Raw genomic sequence first — 20716 nt, 5'->3', positions numbered from 1 at the left:
CAAGGTGATCTAAAAAGTGGGCTCTTTGCTCATAAAGAGAAAAAAAGCGATCCAAATTGGACTACCCTACCCCAGCTCAATGAATGCTCATAATTCAATTTCTCTCAATAAAGAGAAGAATTAAACCTCTTTACTAGCTCTGTTTTACGCAAGCTACTCGCAACCATTACACCTAAAATAGCACCGATCGTACTTGATGTTAAAAAGGCTGGTAGGAAGAAGAATGCTGCTACAGATGTTCCCATGAATAATTTTGCATAAGGGACGGCAATAAGTGAAGCCAGAATGCCCGTTCCGATAACTTCTCCGATACCAGCTAACCACATTTTATTGCTATATTTATAGGCAAGGGCAGCACAGAACGCACCGATGATACTACCAGGGATAGCTAGTAGAGAGCCTGTTCCAGTAAGGATACGAATGATGGCAGTGACAAAGGCAACTATAACTGTTGGTACGGGTCCAAGTATAATGGCTCCTATCACATTAATAGCATGCTGAACTGGGTAAGCACGTGCGATTCCTGTTGGGATGGATACGAAAGTAGAGCCTGCAACAGCAACGGCTACTAATAAAGCCATGACTGTTAATTTACGAATTGACATAAAGTTCACTCCTTTTGGTAAAGTTCGTGAGGAAAAATAAAAAGGCCACCCCCTTTAAACAATAGGAAGCGGCCTTGTGTGTGTATAGTGACAACAGCAAGTAGCGCCACTTCCCTCCGCTAGTGTGAACTAGATCAGGTTCAAAGGGTCCGTATATTACCATATACGTCTCAGCCTTTTAAAGACTCCCCTAGTGGTTAAAATCATTCAATTTTGTGAATCAACAATAATGTAACATACTGCAAAAAATAGTCAATGATTTTTCAGACTATTTTGTATCGGGATGCATTAAATGAGGTGCTTTTTTCACTGTCCAGATGAGCGCTAGGAAGAAACATGCTAATAATATGATAGAACCGAAAATATAGGGGCTATTCATATTCCAGTCAAATAATAGACCAGCTAAAGCAGGTCCAATCATATTCCCAAGGCTCATATAGGCATTATTCAAGCCCGCAGCAAATCCTTGCTCTTTCTCTGCAAGCTTTGAGATAAGTGTATTAACAGCTGGACGAATTAATGTCGTTGCTGTAGAGAAAATCGTTGCTACAACTAATATAAGGGCAAAGCCAGAAACAAATAATATTAAGAAAATAGCAACAGCTGCAATAAATAAATTGACAAGTACTACTTTCATTTCACCGAAGCGATTGAACAGCGGTGTAATGATAAACATTTGTACTACTACTCCAAAAGCACCACCAACAACTAATATAATTGCTATATCCACAGGTGTGTAATTAAACTTTTCTGTCACAAATAATGATAATGTCGTTTGGAAATTTGCAATTCCGAATGAGAACACCAGCATAATAATAAGCATTACAAAATAAGGCATATGTATGGAACGAGCCATTTGCTTCGCCAGATTGTCTTGCTTTTGTTTCTTTTGAGCAGTGTTTGGTTTGGTAGATGGTAATAAGAAATAAGATAAAATAGAAGCTAGGATGGCTGCAGCTCCAGCGGTGAAAAATGGAAAATGTAAGCTTACCTTTGCTAAGAAACCACCGATTCCTGGCCCAATCATAAAGCCAAGAGACATAGCGGCACCCAACATCCCCATACCTTTCCCACGTTCTTCATAGGTTGTGACGTCAGCAACAAAAGCCATAATAGGAGGTGCAACAAATGCGGAACCTAGACCACCTAAAAAGCGTGCTAAAAAGAGCATCCATACATCTGTAGCAAGGCCGAAACCGATTTGAGCAAGACCTGTTACGATAAGACCGAAAATAATTAAATTTTTTCGACCGTACTGATCTGAAAGATTCCCAGCAATTGGAGAAAATACGAATTGAGCTAAGGCGAACGTTGCAATTAGCATACCTAGAACTTGTCCTGCTGCACCAAATATTTTTAAATACTCTGGCATGACAGGAATAATTATGCCGATACTCCCCATTGCGATAAACATATTAAACATTAAAATATACAAAGCCGCCTTATTGGACTTCTGCTGGGTCATCGAATGAACCCCCTTTTTGTAATCAAATATAGTACAGTCTATCATAAAGAATTATTGCTTGGCTAATAGTTAAGATTATAGTACTGGTTCTATATTTAGAATGGTTTTCCACAAAAGTTTTCGTCGGGGCACTTATGAATTGTAAAATAATCCATTTTTGTAATAAAAGTGGATGGACTTCGCTTGTGAAATTTGTGGGTTTGTCTGTAATGGCATAAAGTTTAACTATGTTCAGAAGTAATGAGTGAAGGTTATGTAATACTAAAAGTACATTTTTATGGCTTGCTTATTGATAAAATAATTTGTGCAGGATAGGTGACAAGTATCTATATGCGAGGTTTTTTCATAACAGAAGATGTGGGGAATCTTCAAATTCTAGTTAAATTATTTTCTAAATATAATAATACAAATAGTTGATGGATAATGTTCTTAATTTAATAGAAAGTTAGATAAGCAGAGAAAAAACTAGCGAATTGGTGTGAAACCAATTCGCTAGCTGAATTATCGAATACTCATTTTAAATTCTAAGAATAATTCATTGTATTTCCCTAAATAATCAGGTCCTAAATTTTTGTAGACCTCTAATGTGTCACGTTGTTCTTCAGAAGGATAGTAACGTTCGTCAGAAACAACTTCTTCGTCCATTAAGTCCATAGCTGCAATATTAGGTGTTGAGTAGCCTACAAAATCGGCATTTTGAGCACCAGATTCAGCACTTAGCATGAAGTTGATAAAGGCATGGGCACCATCAATATTTTTTGATGTTTTTGGGATGACCATATTATCAAACCATAAGTTTGAGCCTTCCTCAGGTACAGCAAAGTCTAGCTCTTCATTTTCATACATCATGTCAGCAGCTTGACCAGACCAAGTAAGGGCAACTGTTGCCTCATTATTGATCATTAACGGTGTAATTTCATCTCCAAGGATCGCTTTTACATTTGGTGCGAGTGTGATTAATTTATCAGTAGCTTCGCGAAGTTCCTGATCATCTAGTGAATTCAGAGAATAGCCAAGACTGTTTAAGCCCATGCCAATGACTTCACGAGCACCATCTACTAAAAAGACTTTTCGTTTTAAAGAAGGGTCCCATAAATCGTCCCAAGAAGAGAAGTCTAAGTCACCAACTAGGCTTGGATTATAGACTATACCGACAGTTCCCCAAAAATAAGGGACAGAGTATTTATTGTTATCATCGAATGGTAAATCTAAAAAGTAAGGATCAATATTTTTTAAATTAGGGATTTTCGTTTTATCTAAAGGAATCAATAAATTTTCTTCCTTCATTTTTTCGATCATATACTCAGAAGGGACAGCAATATCATAAGCTGTTCCGCCTTGTTGAATCTTTGTCATCATAGCTTCATTGGAATCGAATGTTTCATAAATGACATGAATGCCTGTTTCTTTTTCAAATTCTTTTAACAAATCAGGATCAATATATTCTCCCCAGTTAAAGATGGTTAACGTATCTTTTCCACTTTTACCGCCACCTGCACTTAAGGCATCAGCCGCATAGAATAAAAGGGCTGAAACGACAAGGATGGCGATGGTTGCTTGAATTAGTGACTTCATCGTTGTCCCTCCATTCTTTTATTCGTACGACTTGTAATGAAATAATAACCAACAACAACTAACACCGTAACAAAGAATACTAAACCAGAAATCGCATTCACCGTTAGAGAAATTCCTGCGCGGGCCATGGAATAAATTTCTACTGATAAAGTACTAAAGCCATTACCTGTTACAAAGAATGTCACGGCAAAATCATCTAATGAATACGTAAGGGCAAGGAAGAAGCCTGCAAAAATACCTGGTTGAATATAAGGAAGAATGACACGCATCATAACGTCCTTTTTCGTTGCCCCTAAATCTAATGCTGCATCGATTAATGAGTTATTCATTTCTAGTAGCTTTGGTAAAACCATTAATACAACAATCGGTACACTAAATGCAACATGCGCTAATAAAACAGATGCAAAGCCCAGTTTAATACCTACCAGTGTAAATAAAATTAAAAAGCTAGCCCCGATAATAACGTCTGGGCTGACGATTAAGACATTGTTTAAGGATAATAAAGTATTACGCATTTTTGAATCCTTAACCGTCACAATTCCAATAGCTCCTAGGGTACCAATAATAGTGGAAATGAGAGCGGAAAGAAGTGCCACGATAACCGTATTTATTAATATAACAAGAAGACGTGAATCTTCAAAAACCGCCTGATAATGCTCCAAAGTAAAGGATTTAAAATTATTCATGGAACCGCCACTATTGAATGAGTAAAAGATTAAATAGAAGATCGGAGCATAGAGAACGATAAAAACAATTGTTAAATAGACTTTGGCTGATGCAGATAGTTTGTTCATCGTACGCGACCTCCTTTATCCTTTTGCCCCGTAACTAGCATAATAATCACCATAAATAAAATTAAGAATACAGCAATAGTGGAACCCATACCCCAGTTTTGTGTCACAAGGAATTGCTGTTCAATAGCTGTACCTAGAGTAATGACACGGTTCCCAGCAATTAAGCGAGTAATCATGAACAGGGATAGAGCAGGAATAAAGACGACTTGAATACCAGATTTAACGCCATCCATTGTCAATGGTAAAACAACACGACGGAAGGTAGTAAAAGCCGAAGCACCTAAATCACGTGCTGCATAAATGAGCGTTGGGTTTAAACGATCTAAAGAATTGAAGATCGGTAAAATCATAAATGGAATAAAAATATAGACTGACACAAAGACAAAGCTAATATCAGTAAAGAGCATTTGCTTTGGATCGAAGCCAAATACTTCGATAAATGCATTAATAGGTCCGTATAACCCAAAGATGCCGATAAAGGCATATGTTTTTAACAAAAGATTAATCCATGATGGAATAATAATAAGTAGAAGCCAAAGTTGTTTATGCTTTGTCTTCGTTAAAAAATAAGCAGTTGGATATGAAATTAATAGTGTAAAGAGTGTAATTAAAAATGCATACCAAAACGAGCTCAATGTCATCTTTAAGTAAACTGAAGAAAAGAACGCTTTATAGTTATCGAGCGTAAAGTTGCCATGTAAATCGAGTAGGGAATAATAAACAACAAGTACAATTGGCGCGATAACGAAAAAGGCAATCCATAACACATATGGAAATAACGCTGATTTCGATGTTTTAGTTTGCATCTTCATCGTCTCCATATGATTCTAATCGTTTATCAAACTCTTCCTCTGTTTCATTTAAGCGCATTACATGAATCGCCTCAGGATCAAAGTCTAAGCCAATTTCTGTCCCTACTTCTGCTTTCTTTAATGAATGGACTAGCCACTCATTACCATCTTTATCGTATGTGGATAATTCATAATGTACCCCTCGGAATAATTGTGTATCCACTTTTACTACAAGTTTGCCTTTATCAATTGTTGTCATTTCTAAATCTTCAGGTCGAATAACAATGTCTATTTTTTCGTTTGGCTTCATTCCTTGATCGACACATTCAAAAACTTTGCCAGCAAATGCAACCTTAAAGTCCTCAATCATCACACCAGGTACAATATTGGATTCACCAATAAAGTCAGCAACAAAGCGGTTAATTGGTTCATCATAAATATCCACAGGTGTACCTGATTGCTGAATTTGACCTTCACTTAAGACAAAAATTTCGTCACTCATGGCAAGTGCTTCTTCTTGATCATGTGTAACAAAGACAAATGTTTTGCCAAGACGTTGCTGTAATTCACGTAGCTCATATTGCATTTCTGTACGTAGCTTTAAGTCTAAAGCTGAAAGTGGCTCATCCAGTAAAATCACTTCAGGATCATTGACAATGGCACGCGCAATCGCGACACGTTGTCGTTGTCCTCCAGACATTTCAGATATTTCGCGGTTACCATAGCCTGCCAAATTGACAAACTTTAAGGCTTCAGCCACACGTTCTTTTATGTCCTTTTCAGGAAGCTTTTTAATGCGGAGGCCAAATGCGACATTTTCAAAAACATTTAAATGAGGGAATAGCGCATAATCCTGAAAAACAGTATTAACTTGACGTTCATTGGCAGGAACTGCATTAATCTTTTTATCATGGAAAAATACATTTCCTGTTGTAGGTTCGGTAAATCCTGCGATAATTCGTAAAATGGTTGTTTTACCACAACCTGATGGACCTAGGAGTGTGTAAAATTTCCCTTTTTCAAGCTCCAAATTGATATTTTTTAAAACGACGGTACCGTCACTATATGACTTTGAAACATTTTCAAAGCGGATAATTGAATTGGTTGTCATGGATGCGCCTCCTTAAGCTATAAATAAGAATCTGTTGCGACAAGTAAAATTTTTGTTTCATCATCATGTGCATTAAAAATCTGATGATGGTCTGTCGCGTCATAATAAAGTGCGTTGCCTTCACTTGCGATATACTGTTCATTCCCTAAAACGAGACGAATACGCCCTTTAACCACATAAATAAATGTTTCCGAGAGCGAAGGCTCAAACTGTTTGAACTCGCCATCTGCCGCAAAGGTTAAGAAAATGGGTTCCATCTCTTTCTCATTCGAAGTAGGAATCAGCCATTGAATTTCATATTTTTTTTCTTCATCGGTATAGGTAGATTGATCTTCCTCTGTATAAACAACCTTCTGTTCAGGTGATTCATCATCAAAAAAGTCTTTAGGTCTCGACCCTAAAACTTCTAATATTGAAAATAATGTTTCAATTGAAGGTGAGTTTAGATCACGTTCTAATTGGGAAATATAGCCTTTACTTAAATCTGTACGTTCTCCAAGTTCCTCTTGGGTAAGACCTTTTTTTAAACGAAGCGCTTTAATTTTTGCTCCTATTTGCATCTTTTCCCTCCTAAGAGAAGTTTAGCAATGATAAACTTTTGAAATATGAAGTTTACTTTAACGAAACTTTTAGTTTACTAAAACCATTACAATTATACATAATAATAAAAAATTTGCAATCGTTTTTCGTGAAAAAAATAGCTATAAAAAGTTAAAAAATGAGGTATAAATGAAAGTGAGAAAAATTTTGTATAGTGTAGAATATTTTTGTTAAAAATAGCTAATAGAAAGACATTAGTGATAATTCCAGTGATGGATTTGACGAATTTTTGTCAATCCATTTCAATCATCCGAACGGGCGGAGTTTACTTGTTTGAAAAACTGCGGTTACTCTGCTATCGTAGAAGACGAGTTCGCTAGTGCGAATGGAATATATAAACTACATATTTATTCGGAGGGATTTATTATGGCAGAACGCATGGTAGGTAAACAAGCACCTGACTTTACAATGGAAGCAGTACTTTCAGACAAATCGTTTGGTAAAGTATCATTAGAAGATATTAAAGCACAAGATAAATGGACAGTTCTTTTCTTCTATCCAATGGACTTTACATTTGTATGTCCAACTGAAATCACTGCAATGAGCGATCGTTATGACGAGTTCGAAGACTTAGATGCAGAAGTAATCGGTGTTTCTACTGACACAATCCACACACACTTAGCATGGATTAACACAGACCGTACGCAAAATGGTCTTGGTGAATTAAAATACCCATTAGCTGCTGATACAAACCATCAAGTATCTAAAGAATATGGCGTATTAATTGAAGAAGAAGGTATCGCATTACGTGGTTTATTCATCATCAACCCAGAAGGCGAATTAAAATACCAAACAGTATTTGATAACAACATCGGCCGTGATGTTGATGAAACACTACGTGTACTTCAAGCACTACAAACTGGTGGTCTTTGCCCAGCTAACTGGCGTCCAGGCCAAGCAACTCTATAATTTAAATAGAGTCCAGGCATTATGCAACAAATTAACAGTCCCCACGACAAGCTTGTGGGGACTTTTAACTGAACTTTTATTATTGGAAAGAGTTTTTAGACCGTTATCTAAATATTGAAGACAAACAATCTATTAGAGGAGGATTTTTATGAAACTTCGTGAACAAATGCCTGAATTAGTTGGCGCTACGACTTGGTTAAATGGTGAAGTAACAAAAGCAGAATTAGTAGGCAAAAAACCAACATTAATCCACTTCTGGTCAGTAAGCTGCCACTTATGTAAAGAGGCAATGCCAGACGTAAACAATTTCCGCGATCAATATAAAGATGAATTAAATGTTGTAGCAGTACATATGCCACGTTCTGAGGCAGATACTGATTTAGATACAATTAAAGCAGTAGCAGCAGAGCATGATATTGTGCAACCAATCTTTGTAGACAGTGAAATGAAGCTAACGGATGCTTTTGAAAACCAATATGTGCCAGCATATTTTGTGTTCGATAAAGATGGTCAGCTGCGTCATATGCAAGCTGGTGGTAGTGGTATGAAAATGCTAGAAAAGCGTGTAAACCGTGTGCTAGATGAGATGCGAAACGCTGAATAATAACGATATTTAGAAGGCGGGGATATAGATCCTCGTCTTTTTTGCTGTCCAACATTGACGAATGGGCTCTTGTTTTGACAATACATATTGCAAAGAATACGCTACAATGGTGGTATAGTAGTTTTCGGAGGGATTTTTATGATGAAAAAAGAGTTTGCAGTCATAGGGCTTGGACGTTTTGGAGGGAGTATTGTTCGTGAATTAATGAGTCAGGGCGCACAGGTAATGGCGATTGACCATTCTTCAGAGCGTGTAGATGAGTTTGCTTCCATTGCTACACAAGCTGTTATTGCAGATTCAACCGACGAATCGGTATTGAATTCATTAGGTATTCGTAATTTTGAGCACGTAATTGTAGCAATTGGGGAAGATATTCAGGCAAGTATATTAACAACCATTATTTTAAAGGAAATTGGTGTTGAGCAAATAACAGTAAAGGCTCAGAACGATTACCATGAAAAGGTTTTACGTAAAATTGGCGCAGATTTTGTCGTCCATCCTGAGCGGGATATGGGTATTCGTATTGCTAATAATATGTTATCGAATACTGTTCTAGATTATTTAGAGCTATCAGATGAACATTCAATTATGGAATTAAAGGCCAATGATGCGATTGCTGGATATTCCATTATGGATTTGGATATTCGCGCTAAATATGGCATCAACATTGTGGGAATAAAGCGTGGGGCTGATATCATTGTATCTCCACAGGCAAGTGACAAGATTTTATTAGGAGATATTATGCTTGTTATAGGCGCTGATGTTGATATAAATCGTTTTGTTAAAAAGGCATTGAACGGGTAAGAGCAGATGACGAAACGCAGATGGAGACTTGTTATATTTGCTGGTATTTTACTAATTGGTGCTTTTATTATGCAAAACAGAGAAAAAAGTGAAGATGAGGCAATCTCTCTTGTTCTAGATCATGCTACAGAAATTGATGACATTGAATTATTTCAAGGAGATCGATCTCTATTTCGTGCTACAGGCGATGAGGCACAAGACTTTATTGAGAAATATCCATTGAGTCATGTAAGGAAGCTTTCCAAAAAGGAAAGAACTATTTTTGAAGAAAAGCCAGCATATCATATCGTTTATAAAATGAAGGATAAGCCTCTTTATGAGGTGGAAATATTAAAAGTGGCTATTAGTTCTGAACTTGATGAAGAGTTGCAGCAAATGGTTTTTCGTTTGGATGATGCACAATATTTGGTCTATTGGGCAAAGGAGAAAAAGGTACTTGAACAATCAACCAATACGCAACGGTTACTTGAACAATACGGGCAATAATGCAGGTAGTGATACAGCAATTCATGCTGGTCACTACTTTTTTATATCTGTAAGAAAAAAATGGAAAAAATATTTGATTTTAACGAGAGAGTTAGATTAAACTTTGACATAACGAAGGGGGCTAGATGTAATGAAAATCATGTCAACTAATTGTGTAATCGAACAATTACAACTAGAACATTTTACAGATATACATAAACTCTACTCTAATAAACAGGTTCGAACTTACCTCGGTGGTGTTCCATCAAACAGCTATATAGAAGCATCTTTTAAAGGCATGCTAGAAGCGCCATTTCCTAATACATATTTATCTATCACTTTAAAGGAGACAGGTGAATTTATCGGTCTTGTCTCAATCGATGAATACCATGATAAGGAGTTATATGAGCTTTCCTATCAATTTTTACCTCAGTTTTGGGGGAGGGGGCTAGCTTTTGAAGTACTTACACAGGTAATTGAGGAGGGTTTAAATTATCTAAATATAGCATCTATTGTGGCGGAAACACAAACAGCTAACAAGGCATCGTGTCGCTTGCTCGAAAAGTTAGGAATGAAGAAAGTACAGATGTTAGAAAGATTTGGGCAGGAACAAGCTGTATATGAATTAAGAAAAAATAATGAACCGACAAGACAAATCATTGCCCTATCAGGCGGCGGATTTTCTCAACAGAATCCTTCATTTATCGATGAGTATATTTTACAACAAGCTCAGACAAATGAACGAGTTAAAATTTGTTTTATTCCCACCGCAAGTAATGATGCACAAGGGTATATCGAGAAGTTTTATGCAGCTTTTCATCATTGTGAAGCAACACATATTCTGCTAAAGGATATGCTTGATAATAATATTCGAGAAACAGTACTAGCACAGCATATTATCTATGTGGGCGGGGGAAATACAGGTTATCTTCTTGAAAAGTGGCGAGAATATGGTTTTCATGAATTGTTAAAGGAAGCTTATCAAAAAGGGGTTCTATTAGCTGGTATCAGTGCTGGGGCAATGTGTTGGTTTGAAAAATGCTATAGTGAAAATACCGAGAATGATTTTGAGGAATGGAATGGCTTAGGGCTATTATCAGGTACCTATTGTCCTCATTATAATGATCAAGAGAGAAGATGGGCATTTGATCGCTGGATAGAAAATCATCCCACATTACAAGCTTACACACTCATAGATACTGAGACACTCCATTTTAGGAATGAAAAGTTAGTAGCTAAAATTCAAACCTATTAGAAGGGACGAAGAAAGTATGAGAATTCCAGCAAAACTAACACTGGGTGATGAGATACTTTGGTGGCAATGTCCATATAAATACAAAAGAATTGAGGATTCAGGTATCTATATTTTAGAAAGAGAGCGTGCTAAACATGGTCATACGAGAAGCAACCCGACATGACAGTGAACAAATGATAGCTGTTATGACAAATGCAGAGGCATCTAATTTTATGTTATTTGGACCAGGTGAGCGCAATTTAACACCTAAACCATTTGGGGAGTATATAGACAAGCTACAGAATAGTCACCACTCAGCTTTGTTCGTAGCTGAAACGGATGAGCGGATTGTGGGGTACTTAATTGTACAGGGCAATGAGCTGAAAAGAATTGCTCACCGTGCTTATCTTGTCATAGGCATACATAGTGACTATAGAGGGAGGAAAATTGGAACGGCTTTATTTCATCACGTAGAAAATTGGGCAATGGAGAATGGTGTACATCGACTAGAATTAACCGTTATGGAAAATAATGAGGCTGGGGTTGCTTTGTATAAGAAAATGGGCTTTGATATCGAGGGAACGAAGCGGGCTTCGCTGTATGTAGATGGACAATATATTAATGAATACTACATGTCAAAACTATTGATTGGGAAAGGACTTAACATATGACTTCAAAAATAAACATCGGCATCTATTCACCGTCCTCCCCAGCAACCGTGACGGCTTTGGAACGATATGAACGTGCTAAAGCATTTCTCGAGAATAAAAATTTTCAAATCGTGACAGGTTCTCTAACTGGTAAATCCGATTATTATCGTTCAGGTTCGCCAAAGGAAAGAGCCGAAGAATTGAATGAGTTACTACGCAATCCGAATGTGGATATGATTATGTCTACCATCGGGGGCACCAATGCTAATAGTATGCTACCTTATATTGATTATGAGGCTTTTCGTCGACATCCAAAATTGGTCGTAGGTTATTCGGATGCAACGGCCGTACTGTTGGCACTTTATGCAAAAACGGGAATATCAACTTTTTATGGTCCGGCCCTCATACCTTCCTTTGGCGAGTTTGAACCATTAGTAAATGATACCTTCAAATTTTTTGAGCATTATTTCTTTAAGCCGCAAGCAATACCATACGAAATTCCAATGCCTCCTTATTGGTCGGATGAGCCTGTTAATTGGCTTGAGAAGACAGTGGATAAGAAACTCAAGAAGAATGAATGGTTAGCGATTCAGGGAGGGGTTGCGGAAGGGAGATTAATTGGTGGGAATGTCAATGCCATGTATGGATTTATTGGTACGCCGTATTTCCCTGAAATTGTGGAAGGTGATATTTTATTAGTGGAGGACTGCTTAAAAAATGCTGCTGTTGTTGAAAAGAATTTTGCAATGCTAAAATTGCATGGTGTCTTTAACAAAGTTAGTGGAATCATTTTGGGGAAACATGAATGCTATAATGATTTAGGAACGGGTCGACAGCCATATGATATTCTACTTGAACAGTTGGATGGAATAGAGATTCCTATATTAGCAGAGGTGGATATTTGTCATACACACCCTATGCATCCGATAGCGATAGGCAAACGAGTAAAGCTAGATGCCACAGCTAAAAAGATATACTGTATAGAGAGATGGTTGTAATGATAAAGCCTTGCAAACGTAGCAAGGCTCTATTTGCTAGAGGTTTCGATAATCATCATCAGTTATAGCGTACATTTTTACATTTTGGTATTGTCCCTTAACAAGCATACTTTTCCGTAATAACCCTTCAAACTGCATACCTGACTTCTCCATAACCTTTTGGGAGCCAATGTTTTCTTCAAAGCATCGTGCTTGGATACGTACTAAATCTAATTCATTAAAACCGAATTCAATGAGTTTTTTTGTTGCTTCAGTTGTGAATCCCTTATTCCAAAAATCCTCAGAAAGCACATAGCCAATTTCCGCGTATTTATGTGTGTCATTAATCGTGACAAAATCAATCGTTCCAATAATTGTGCCTGCATATTCAATACCCCATAGCATCAAATTGCCTTGCTGATAACCATTAAAAATTAATGCCATAAAAGCCTTTGTATCCTCTAAGCTCGTGTGTGCTTGCCATGTCACATAACGCGCCACATTTTCACGGGAAGAGTAGTCATACATTGCTTCTAAATCCTCATGTGTAATAGGTCTCAATAGTAACCTTTCCGTTTTCATAATTGGTATTTTACTCATGATTTACTCCCTTTAACAAATAGTATCAAAAAAGTCGACCCATAATAATGAATTAGGTCGACTTTTTATATTTATCCATTTTTGCAGCACTATAATTAAAAATTCTACCTTCACATTATCGATAGCGCTTATCTGTTGCTGAGGAATCCTTAGTTTTGGATTTATGTTGTTCATCTTTCACTTTTTCATTCAATTCTTCGACAGGTATTGGATCAACGGTTTTCATGTCCTCGTGTTTATCAAAAATACTTTCTTTATCTGTATCCAATACATCAGGGTTATTCGTATTACGTGTTTTCGCCTGTTTTTTATCATTCATTCACTATCACCTCTTACTATTAACTTTCACTTTTTTACTAGAGTGTAAACATTTTATTTTGGGTGATAGTGTAAGCTGTTGGTTGTCAGCGTCAATCCATAAGTTCATAGCTTTTACTAGAATGAAAAAGAGTGTAGTGAAACAGAGATGGCTATCATTTCTACCATTTTTTAGGAAGAAATAGTGGTCTTTCCTTGAAGTGCACGTTCTTCCATAGCTATATCAAACTCTTTTTCAGATTTTGACACGACCACACAAGCTACCCCATTACCAATTAAATTTGTTACAGCACGAGCCTCAGACATAAAGCGATCTACCCCGATTAACAGCGCTATTCCTTCCACTGGTATCATTGGGAATGCCGCCAAAGTTGCTGCTAATGTAATAAATCCTGAGCCTGTTACACCTGCTGCACCTTTAGAAGTAATCATTAAAATTCCGAGCAGTGTAATGATTTGAATCCAAGTTAGTTCCATTCCATATGCTTGTGCGATAAACAATGCAGCCATGGACAGGTAGATGGAAGTCCCATCTAGATTGAAGGAGTACCCTGTAGGAACGACTAAACCTACAACCTGCTTCGAGCAACCATAGTTCTCAAGCTTTCGCATCATAGATGGCAGAGCTGATTCAGAAGAGGAAGTCCCGATTACTAAGAAAATCTCATCTTTGATATAAGCGATAAATTTAAAGATGTTGAATCCAAAGAACTTTGCAATGGCACCTAAAATAAAGACAACAAATAAAAACATTGTTATATATACGGCAGCCATTAATAAACCTAGATTACCTAAAGATTTTAAACCAAAATTTCCAATTGTATAGGCCATTGCACCAAAAGCTCCGATTGGTGATATTTTCATAACCATACTTACAATCTTGAAGAATATCTCTGCTACTTGCTCAAAGAATGTGATAACTGGTTTTGCGGGTGCACCGATTGAGGCAGCTGCTAAGCCAAATAAAACAGCAGAGAATAGGACTGGTAATAATTGACCAGTTGCCAATGCACCAACTACATTTTCTGGAATAATACTAGAAATGAAGGCACCCAAGCCTTGCTCAGATTCAGCTGCAGCAGTTGTATATTTTGAAATATCAGCATCAGATGCACCTGATGTATCCAAGCCCGTACCAGGACTTACGATTAAAGCAACAGCAATTCCGATTGCTAATGCAATTGTGGAAACTATTTCGAAGTAAAGCAATGCCTTACCTCCGATTTTCCCGACCTTTTTCATATCTCCCATACTGCCGATTCCAATAACAACTGTTAGGAAAATAATAGGAGCAATTAACATTTTAATTAATTTGATGAATAAATCTGCTAAGATTTTCAAGCTGGCACCGAACTCGGGGAAAATGGCTCCGACAATAATCCCAAGTATGATAGCCACTATAACCTGAATAGTCAAATTTTTCAGTAACTTCATTTTTTGCTACCTCTTTTCTAAATTTTCTCTTTGATATCGCTTTCACTAAAAGTATCATAGCGAATATTTCTTTAAAAAAGAGATTTAGAAAATAAGAAACATATCGTTCATTAAGTACATTTACTTACATTTACATATAAATATAGTAATATCAATAACTATCTCTGTTATGGTACGCTATAGTTAATTAATTATTGTTATAATACAAAAACATAGAGTGATAATTAAGTTCTTTTTAAATTATCAGTTTATAATATTGTTCATTAAATTCAATATTTTCTGCTACTTATATCGACTAAATATGTTGTCAAAAGATTTTTTTGCAGATAATCTTAAAACTAAATATGTGTGCCACTGATTATGAGAATGCAAATTTGAAAGGAAGGAATTTTTTAATGATGAAAATGCCTGTGAACGGCAAAATACTGTTAGTGACATTTTTAATCATTGCACTCTCCTTTTTACTAGGTGGTATTTTTTTACTCGGTAACCTATTATCTGAACAGGAAAAAGATTTTGGACAGCGAGCAATGCTTGTGGCAAGAACTGTATCAAATGTACCAGAGCTTAGTGTACATCTGGAAAATGCCAATATAAAAGAATCTGCAAAAAATATTAATAAAATTGTAGATGGCATTAGAGTGATTCATAAGGCCGAGTATATTGTTGTAATGAATATGGAGCGTATTAAACTATCACACCCAGTAAGTAAGGAAATAGGAAAACGCAGTGAGTCGCAGGATTTAAACGCCGCATTTAGTGAACATTATTATGTATCAAAGGCACGTGGAGAATCGGGTGTTATGATACGGGCTTTCGTGCCAATTATTAATGATAAAAGGGAACAAGTGGGCATTGTAGTCGTTGGCTATTCATTACCAGATTTTCTGGAAATGTTACAAAGTTATGAGCGAGAAATTATGATAACTATTGTTATATCACTGATTTTCAGTATTTTCGGTGCCTATACACTAGGACGACATATAAAAAAACAAATGTTTGGGCTTGAACCTCATGAAATTGCAAAAATGTATGTGGAAAGAACAGAAACCTTTAATGCCATGCATGAGGGAATAATAGCGGTAGATAAGGAAATGAATATCACCATTTTTAATGAAAAAGCGGCCGATATTTTAGGTGTTACTAGGAAAATAGAGGACTGTATTGGACAAAAGATTTATGACGTTTTGCCTGATACCCGTCTGCCTGAAATTGTTGAAACAGCAACACCTGTTTATGATCAAGAGCTTTACATTAATCATCATAGTATCTTAAGTAATCGTGTACCTATTATTGTGAATGGAGAGCTGGTTGGTGCAGTTGCTATGTTTAAAGATTTAACAGCTGTGAAAAAGCTTGCGGAGGAAGTAACAGGTGTAAAGGCCTTTGTTCAAGCATTACGTGTACAAACCCATGAGCATAAAAATAAGATTCATACGATTGCGGGACTACTGCAATTGGGACATACAAAGCAAGCACTTGAATATGTTACCGTTACTACTGAAAATGAAGCCTCATTAACGAAGTTTTTAAATGAACGCTTTCATAATGAAAATATTTCAGGTTTGTTATTAAGTAAAGTAAGTTATGGAAAAGAACTGGGTATCGAGGTTGAAATTGATCGAAAAAGTCATTTTAAACGCTTTCCACCTCTATTAGATCATCATGATTTTGTTGTGTTGTTTGGCAATTTAATTGAAAATGCTTTTGAGGCATTAAATGTACTTTCTAAGGAAGATAAATATGTAGCCATCTCTGTAGACGAGCATGATGGCGTCTTAGCGATTGCAGTTACCGATAACGGTATTGGCATGACCAAAGAGGTGCAGGATCGTATGTTTGAAAATGGATTTTCGTCAAAGGCTAGTGAAAATCGAGGCATTGGCTTGCATTTAGTCTATGAAATTGTAAGAAAAGGCAATGGAGATATTGAAGTAACAAGTGAATTTATGAAAGGAACAAGTTTCTTAATTTTATTTGAGTTAGGAGAAGTATAGATGGATGTAATAAATGTCTTATTAATAGAAGATGATCCAATGGTACGAGAAGTGAACAGACAATTTATTGAACAAATCAAAGGTTTTTCATTAGTTGGCTATGCTAGCAATGGAATTGAGGGAATTCAAAAAATTAAACAAATAACCCCAGAGCTTGTCTTTATGGACATTTTTATGCCAGAGCAAGATGGCATTATTACGTTAGGGAAAATCCGAGAAGAGCATCTTCCTGTTGATGTTATTGCTGTAACAGCTGCGAATGATATGCCTACTGTGCAGCGAATTTTACACTTAGGTGTCTATGATTATATTATGAAACCTTTTACGTTTGAGCGGATTGAGCAGACTTTAAAAAATTATCAAAGCTATAGAAGAAAAATAAGCGGTATGCAAGATTTAACTCAGCATGATGTCGATCATTTAATGCAACAGCGTCTTCCTGAACAAATTGTAGTAGAAACTACAGGAATGGACGCCATTCTTATAGAAGAACTCCCAAAAGGGTTTAATCGAGCTACCTTAGATAAGGTACTTGCATATATAAAAAAAAGTGGCGAGGCAGTATCAGCAGAGGAGGTATCAACTTATATAGGTACAGCACGTGTAACAGCTAGACGCTATCTAGACTTTTTAGAAAAGCAGAAACTATTAAAAGTAGATATACAATATGGAAACGTAGGACGTCCTATTCATCGTTATTATATTTAATGATTAGTTATATGTACTGATACAAGACAGAGCCAATTTAGGAGGCGTTCTAAAAGCTTCATTATAAAGGAGTGCAAGAAGCCCGATCTCCCCATACATATAAGGCAGCATGTAAATTCGAATAGTAAGGAGTAGGGATGAGTTTTCAAATCCAGATATGCTTGTAAAATTGTTAACTTTATTGAATATGGACATTTTTATTTCTCTACTATATACGGGAAATGAAAATGTCTTTTTTAAGGTGATGTAGTAGGCGTAGGCAGGTAAGGAAAATTGTTCGATTGTTTGTTAATAGTATGAATAGTAGTACTTTACTTTGACAATACATATAGCAAAGAATACGTTACAATATGGAAATAGTCCGTTACCTAAAAAAATAAAATGATTTAGGTAATAGAAGTTCTAATTTAGCTCATGGGAAGTAGGTTAGGCATATGTTTAACGTCCGAAAAGAGACACTATTGAAATTTTTGAAGATTCTATTACCAATATTACTTTTGGTAGTAGCTATTTATGAAATCCAACAATCAGTGAGTGGGATAGATGTTCATTTACTACGAAAAGAAGTGAATGAGCTTCAGCTATGGGAGCTTTTATTGATTTTTCTAATCACTTTTTTCGCAATTACACCAATGATTTTTTACGATGTTATTTTAGCAAATATATTAGGTATCAACATCAATAGACGTAATTTGCTCAATCATTCATTTATCGTAAATACCTTTTCAAACCTTATTGGCTTTGGAGGGTTAGTTGGTATATTCTTACGTGATTACTTTTATTCCAAATATAAAGAAGATAAGGAAGGCATGATCAGAAGTATTGCTTCGGTCACCCTGTTCTATTTAACAGGGATTTCTTTGTTAACGTGGATTATGTATATATTCTTTTGGGATTTCCCATTGCTAAAAGAAGAACGGTGGTTATCGATTGCAGTTGTTCTTGTCAGCCTATATGTACCAGCTTTTTGGGCGATGTATATGATTCGATATAAAAAGGAAAGTTCTTTAAAACCAAAAATATCACTTCAATTGATGGCCACTTCAATAGCTGAGTGGCTTGCTGTATTTTTCGTAATTTGGGCTTTAACGTTTATTTTGAAGATTCCAATAGAATTATCCGCATTAATTCCTATATTTTTAATTGCTTCTAGTGCAGGAATAGTCAGTATGATACCTGGCGGAGTTGGCTCCTTTGATCTCGTTTTTTTGTGGGGAACACAAAGTATAGGAATTGCTGATGAAAAAGTGTTGTTTCTATTAATTTTGTACCGTATTGGCTATTTTGTTCTACCATTTTTGGTTTCCGCATTCTTATTTATTAAAGAATATTGGATGCGGTGGAATCAATCTTGGGATGACTTACCTAATATTATTTTTCAAAAACTAAGCCATTTGCTATTAACATTATTGGTGTTTATTTCTGGCATTATTTTATTGCTATCTGCAGCAATGCCAGGGGTGCTAAGTCGTATAAAAATTGCTCAGGAATTTTTATCCTCACCAATAATGAATGTCTCACACCAAATGACGGTAGCGGCGGGCTTTATCCTCTTAGGGTTATGTAGGGGGATAAAATATAAAGTAAAAAGGGCATATCAGCTCGCAATAGTAGTGCTAAGTAGTTCGGCGATATTTTCTATTTTTAAAGGTCTTGATTATGAGGAAGCTATTTTTTTAGCAATTGTCACAGTGTTATTAATGGTATCCAAAAAGCAGTTTTATCGAGAAAGTTATGTTTTGACATGGGGAATTGTCATACTTGACCTTGCGATAGTAACAGTTATTACAGCTATGTATGTGATGATTGGTTATGTCAATTTACCCTCTGCTAAAATTCATTTTCCTAGTGCCCTACAGGACTATATTATAACCGATTATCATGACCTCTTTTATAGTGCTGTCATCGGTATTCTTATCGCCATTGTTATTTTTTATATAGGTTATTTTATACGTACACCTAAGAAAATGGTAAATCTTTTATCTATTGAGCATGAGGAAGCTATTAAAAATCATTTGATGACCTATAAGGGAACGGAGTATTCACATCTGATTTTTTTGCATGATAAATTTGTACATTGGAATGGAAAAGGAACTGTTTTATTCTCTTATCAAATTTATGCAGATAAGATTATCGTTCTTGGAGATCCAGTTGGAAATGAATCTGATTTTTTATCTGCTATCCAAGAATTTTTAGAATTGGCAGATCGGCATGGTTATACACCTGTCTTTTATGAGATAAACAATAAAATTTTCTCTGCATTACATGAGAATGGATATAGTTTCTTTAAGCTTGGTGAGGAGGCATTTGTAGATCTAGAGAAATTTACACTCACAGGTAAAGAAATGAAGGGAAGTCGAGCGATAAAAAATAAGTTTGAACGAGAAAATTATATAGTAGAAATACTGAGTCCTCCTTATTCTCAGGAAGTCATGAAGGAATTGAAAGAGGTATCAACAAAATGGTTGCAGGGAAGAGCAGAGAAAGGTTTTTCGCTCGGTTTTTTTGATGAACATTATTTAAGCACTTCAAATATTGCCATTTTACGTGGCGCACAAGGAACGTTTGGCTTTGCTAGTATTATGCCGATGTATGATCGAGGCGAAAGAGTTTCTGTGGATCTTATGAGGTTTAAGCCTGGTTCGCCATCTGGAACAATGGATTTCATTTTCCTATCATTATTTGAATGGGCAAAATCGGAAGGCTATCGTGTCTTTAACATGGGGATGTCGCCTTTATCCAATGTCGGACAGTCTAGATATTCCTTTTTAAGTGAAAAAATAGCTGCACAAATCTTTCTACATGGGCAGCATTTCTATCATTTTAAAGGATTAAAAAACTTTAAGCTAAAATATGCGGATTTTTGGGTACCAAAGTATGTAGCGTATCGGAAGAAATCCTCATTACCGTTCACAATGGCACAAATTACGTTGTTAATCGGGCAAAAGAGGAAAAAGTAAGTATTTAAACTTTTAAATAATGATAATCCAGGTGCTGCATGAAGCAAGATGTGAAAGCACAAGAAATTATTCTTAAGACATGAATAAAGACGACAAAGCCCTACATAAAGTAGGG

20 protein-coding genes and 1 riboswitch are annotated in these 20716 nt (G+C 36.2%); of the genes, 10 read left to right on the top strand and 10 right to left on the bottom strand.

What is annotated here, in order from left to right; translation table 11 throughout:
- Positions 1-104: 104 nt before the first annotated feature.
- From thiW to V1L66_RS18500, 7 genes are all read right to left on the bottom strand, one after another.
- Positions 105-605: an energy coupling factor transporter S component ThiW gene (thiW, locus tag V1L66_RS18530; RefSeq protein WP_054549817.1), complete on the bottom strand. Its 501-nt coding sequence runs from the start codon at positions 603-605 to the stop codon at positions 105-107.
- A 94-nt stretch (positions 606-699) separates the two neighbouring features.
- Positions 700-807: riboswitch (TPP riboswitch) on the bottom strand.
- Positions 808-873: 66 nt separating this feature from the next.
- Complete coding sequence (locus V1L66_RS18525) at positions 874-2070, bottom strand: MFS transporter (RefSeq protein ID WP_333006377.1); 1197 nt, start codon at positions 2068-2070, stop codon at positions 874-876.
- A 501-nt stretch (positions 2071-2571) separates the two neighbouring features.
- Positions 2572-3645: an ABC transporter substrate-binding protein gene (locus V1L66_RS18520; protein WP_333006378.1), complete on the bottom strand. Its 1074-nt coding sequence runs from the start codon at positions 3643-3645 to the stop codon at positions 2572-2574.
- On the bottom strand, positions 3642-4439 hold the full coding sequence (locus V1L66_RS18515; protein ID WP_036075740.1) for an ABC transporter permease: 798 nt from the start codon (positions 4437-4439) through the stop codon (positions 3642-3644). The genes V1L66_RS18520 and V1L66_RS18515 overlap by 4 nt, the downstream gene beginning before the upstream one ends.
- Positions 4436-5245, bottom strand: coding sequence for an ABC transporter permease (locus tag V1L66_RS18510; protein WP_333006379.1), 810 nt, complete (start codon positions 5243-5245; stop codon positions 4436-4438). The genes V1L66_RS18515 and V1L66_RS18510 overlap by 4 nt, the downstream gene beginning before the upstream one ends.
- On the bottom strand, positions 5235-6341 hold the full coding sequence (locus tag V1L66_RS18505) for an ABC transporter ATP-binding protein (protein ID WP_036075738.1): 1107 nt from the start codon (positions 6339-6341) through the stop codon (positions 5235-5237). Before V1L66_RS18505 ends, V1L66_RS18510 begins: the two co-directional genes overlap by 11 nt.
- Before the next feature lie 17 nt (positions 6342-6358).
- Positions 6359-6901, bottom strand: a complete 543-nt coding sequence (locus V1L66_RS18500; RefSeq protein WP_004224674.1) for a helix-turn-helix domain-containing protein — start codon at positions 6899-6901, stop codon at positions 6359-6361.
- Between the two features lie 406 nt (positions 6902-7307).
- Between V1L66_RS18500 and V1L66_RS18495 the strand changes: the two genes are divergently transcribed.
- The 7 genes from V1L66_RS18495 to V1L66_RS18465 all read left to right on the top strand — a co-directional run bounded on the left by V1L66_RS18495 (position 7308) and on the right by V1L66_RS18465 (position 12605).
- Positions 7308-7850 carry a peroxiredoxin gene (locus tag V1L66_RS18495; protein WP_004224676.1) on the top strand — a complete coding sequence of 181 codons (543 nt, stop codon included), beginning with the start codon at positions 7308-7310 and terminating at the stop codon, positions 7848-7850.
- A gap of 148 nt (positions 7851-7998) precedes the next feature.
- Entirely contained in the window at positions 7999-8454 is a 456-nt protein-coding gene (locus V1L66_RS18490; RefSeq protein ID WP_004224678.1) for a redoxin domain-containing protein, read from the top strand.
- A 141-nt stretch (positions 8455-8595) separates the two neighbouring features.
- Complete coding sequence (locus tag V1L66_RS18485; protein WP_004224679.1) at positions 8596-9258, top strand: TrkA family potassium uptake protein; 663 nt, start codon at positions 8596-8598, stop codon at positions 9256-9258.
- Positions 9259-9264: 6 nt separating this feature from the next.
- The gene (locus V1L66_RS18480; protein ID WP_258860261.1) at positions 9265-9744 is read left to right on the top strand and encodes a hypothetical protein; all 480 of its coding nucleotides are present in this window, start codon (positions 9265-9267) and stop codon (positions 9742-9744) included.
- Between the two features lie 130 nt (positions 9745-9874).
- Positions 9875-10978, top strand: coding sequence for a GNAT family N-acetyltransferase (locus V1L66_RS18475; protein ID WP_258860260.1), 1104 nt, complete (start codon positions 9875-9877; stop codon positions 10976-10978).
- Positions 10979-11112: 134 nt separating this feature from the next.
- On the top strand, positions 11113-11628 hold the full coding sequence (locus V1L66_RS18470; RefSeq protein WP_333006383.1) for a GNAT family N-acetyltransferase: 516 nt from the start codon (positions 11113-11115) through the stop codon (positions 11626-11628).
- On the top strand, positions 11625-12605 hold the full coding sequence (locus V1L66_RS18465) for a S66 peptidase family protein (protein WP_036075727.1): 981 nt from the start codon (positions 11625-11627) through the stop codon (positions 12603-12605). The genes V1L66_RS18470 and V1L66_RS18465 overlap by 4 nt, the downstream gene beginning before the upstream one ends.
- Positions 12606-12641: 36 nt before the next feature.
- Here the strand turns inward: V1L66_RS18465 and V1L66_RS18460 are convergent, their stop codons facing one another.
- The 3 genes from V1L66_RS18460 to V1L66_RS18450 form a co-directional block, all read right to left on the bottom strand.
- Entirely contained in the window at positions 12642-13184 is a 543-nt protein-coding gene (locus tag V1L66_RS18460; RefSeq protein ID WP_312125544.1) for a GNAT family protein, read from the bottom strand.
- Between the two features lie 115 nt (positions 13185-13299).
- Positions 13300-13503 carry a hypothetical protein gene (locus V1L66_RS18455; RefSeq protein WP_016992859.1) on the bottom strand — a complete coding sequence of 68 codons (204 nt, stop codon included), beginning with the start codon at positions 13501-13503 and terminating at the stop codon, positions 13300-13302.
- A 170-nt stretch (positions 13504-13673) separates the two neighbouring features.
- Positions 13674-14936 carry a dicarboxylate/amino acid:cation symporter gene (locus V1L66_RS18450; protein ID WP_016992860.1) on the bottom strand — a complete coding sequence of 421 codons (1263 nt, stop codon included), beginning with the start codon at positions 14934-14936 and terminating at the stop codon, positions 13674-13676.
- A 395-nt stretch (positions 14937-15331) separates the two neighbouring features.
- On the opposite strand from V1L66_RS18450, the gene V1L66_RS18445 reads away from it, so the two are divergent.
- The 3 genes from V1L66_RS18445 (at position 15332) to mprF (ending at position 20601) form a co-directional block, all read left to right on the top strand.
- Complete coding sequence (locus V1L66_RS18445) at positions 15332-16933, top strand: sensor histidine kinase (RefSeq protein ID WP_016992861.1); 1602 nt, start codon at positions 15332-15334, stop codon at positions 16931-16933.
- Entirely contained in the window at positions 16934-17641 is a 708-nt protein-coding gene (locus tag V1L66_RS18440) for a response regulator (RefSeq protein ID WP_333006384.1), read from the top strand.
- Between the two features lie 434 nt (positions 17642-18075).
- Positions 18076-20601, top strand: a complete 2526-nt coding sequence (gene mprF, locus V1L66_RS18435; RefSeq protein ID WP_333006385.1) for a bifunctional lysylphosphatidylglycerol flippase/synthetase MprF — start codon at positions 18076-18078, stop codon at positions 20599-20601.
- Positions 20602-20716: the final 115 nt, after the last annotated feature.

This window comes from Lysinibacillus sp. IITD104 (assembly GCF_036698265.2).
GTDB lineage: Bacteria > Bacillota > Bacilli > Bacillales_A > Planococcaceae > Lysinibacillus > Lysinibacillus boronitolerans.
This window is presented reverse-complemented; position numbering and strand designations above follow the sequence as displayed.

Coding starts and splice junctions, on each gene's coding strand:
- thiW (WP_054549817.1), bottom strand. CDS start 605: ATGTCAATTCGTAAATTAACAGTCATGGCTTTATTAGTAGCCGTTGCT.
- V1L66_RS18525 (WP_333006377.1), bottom strand. CDS start 2,070: ATGACCCAGCAGAAGTCCAATAAGGCGGCTTTGTATATTTTAATGTTT.
- V1L66_RS18520 (WP_333006378.1), bottom strand. CDS start 3,645: ATGAAGTCACTAATTCAAGCAACCATCGCCATCCTTGTCGTTTCAGCC.
- V1L66_RS18515 (WP_036075740.1), bottom strand. CDS start 4,439: ATGAACAAACTATCTGCATCAGCCAAAGTCTATTTAACAATTGTTTTT.
- V1L66_RS18510 (WP_333006379.1), bottom strand. CDS start 5,245: ATGCAAACTAAAACATCGAAATCAGCGTTATTTCCATATGTGTTATGG.
- V1L66_RS18505 (WP_036075738.1), bottom strand. CDS start 6,341: ATGACAACCAATTCAATTATCCGCTTTGAAAATGTTTCAAAGTCATAT.
- V1L66_RS18500 (WP_004224674.1), bottom strand. CDS start 6,901: ATGCAAATAGGAGCAAAAATTAAAGCGCTTCGTTTAAAAAAAGGTCTT.
- V1L66_RS18495 (WP_004224676.1), top strand. CDS start 7,308: ATGGCAGAACGCATGGTAGGTAAACAAGCACCTGACTTTACAATGGAA.
- V1L66_RS18490 (WP_004224678.1), top strand. CDS start 7,999: ATGAAACTTCGTGAACAAATGCCTGAATTAGTTGGCGCTACGACTTGG.
- V1L66_RS18485 (WP_004224679.1), top strand. CDS start 8,596: ATGAAAAAAGAGTTTGCAGTCATAGGGCTTGGACGTTTTGGAGGGAGT.
- V1L66_RS18480 (WP_258860261.1), top strand. CDS start 9,265: ATGACGAAACGCAGATGGAGACTTGTTATATTTGCTGGTATTTTACTA.
- V1L66_RS18475 (WP_258860260.1), top strand. CDS start 9,875: ATGAAAATCATGTCAACTAATTGTGTAATCGAACAATTACAACTAGAA.
- V1L66_RS18470 (WP_333006383.1), top strand. CDS start 11,113: ATGGTCATACGAGAAGCAACCCGACATGACAGTGAACAAATGATAGCT.
- V1L66_RS18465 (WP_036075727.1), top strand. CDS start 11,625: ATGACTTCAAAAATAAACATCGGCATCTATTCACCGTCCTCCCCAGCA.
- V1L66_RS18460 (WP_312125544.1), bottom strand. CDS start 13,184: ATGAGTAAAATACCAATTATGAAAACGGAAAGGTTACTATTGAGACCT.
- V1L66_RS18455 (WP_016992859.1), bottom strand. CDS start 13,503: ATGAATGATAAAAAACAGGCGAAAACACGTAATACGAATAACCCTGAT.
- V1L66_RS18450 (WP_016992860.1), bottom strand. CDS start 14,936: ATGAAGTTACTGAAAAATTTGACTATTCAGGTTATAGTGGCTATCATA.
- V1L66_RS18445 (WP_016992861.1), top strand. CDS start 15,332: ATGATGAAAATGCCTGTGAACGGCAAAATACTGTTAGTGACATTTTTA.
- V1L66_RS18440 (WP_333006384.1), top strand. CDS start 16,934: ATGGATGTAATAAATGTCTTATTAATAGAAGATGATCCAATGGTACGA.
- mprF (WP_333006385.1), top strand. CDS start 18,076: ATGTTTAACGTCCGAAAAGAGACACTATTGAAATTTTTGAAGATTCTA.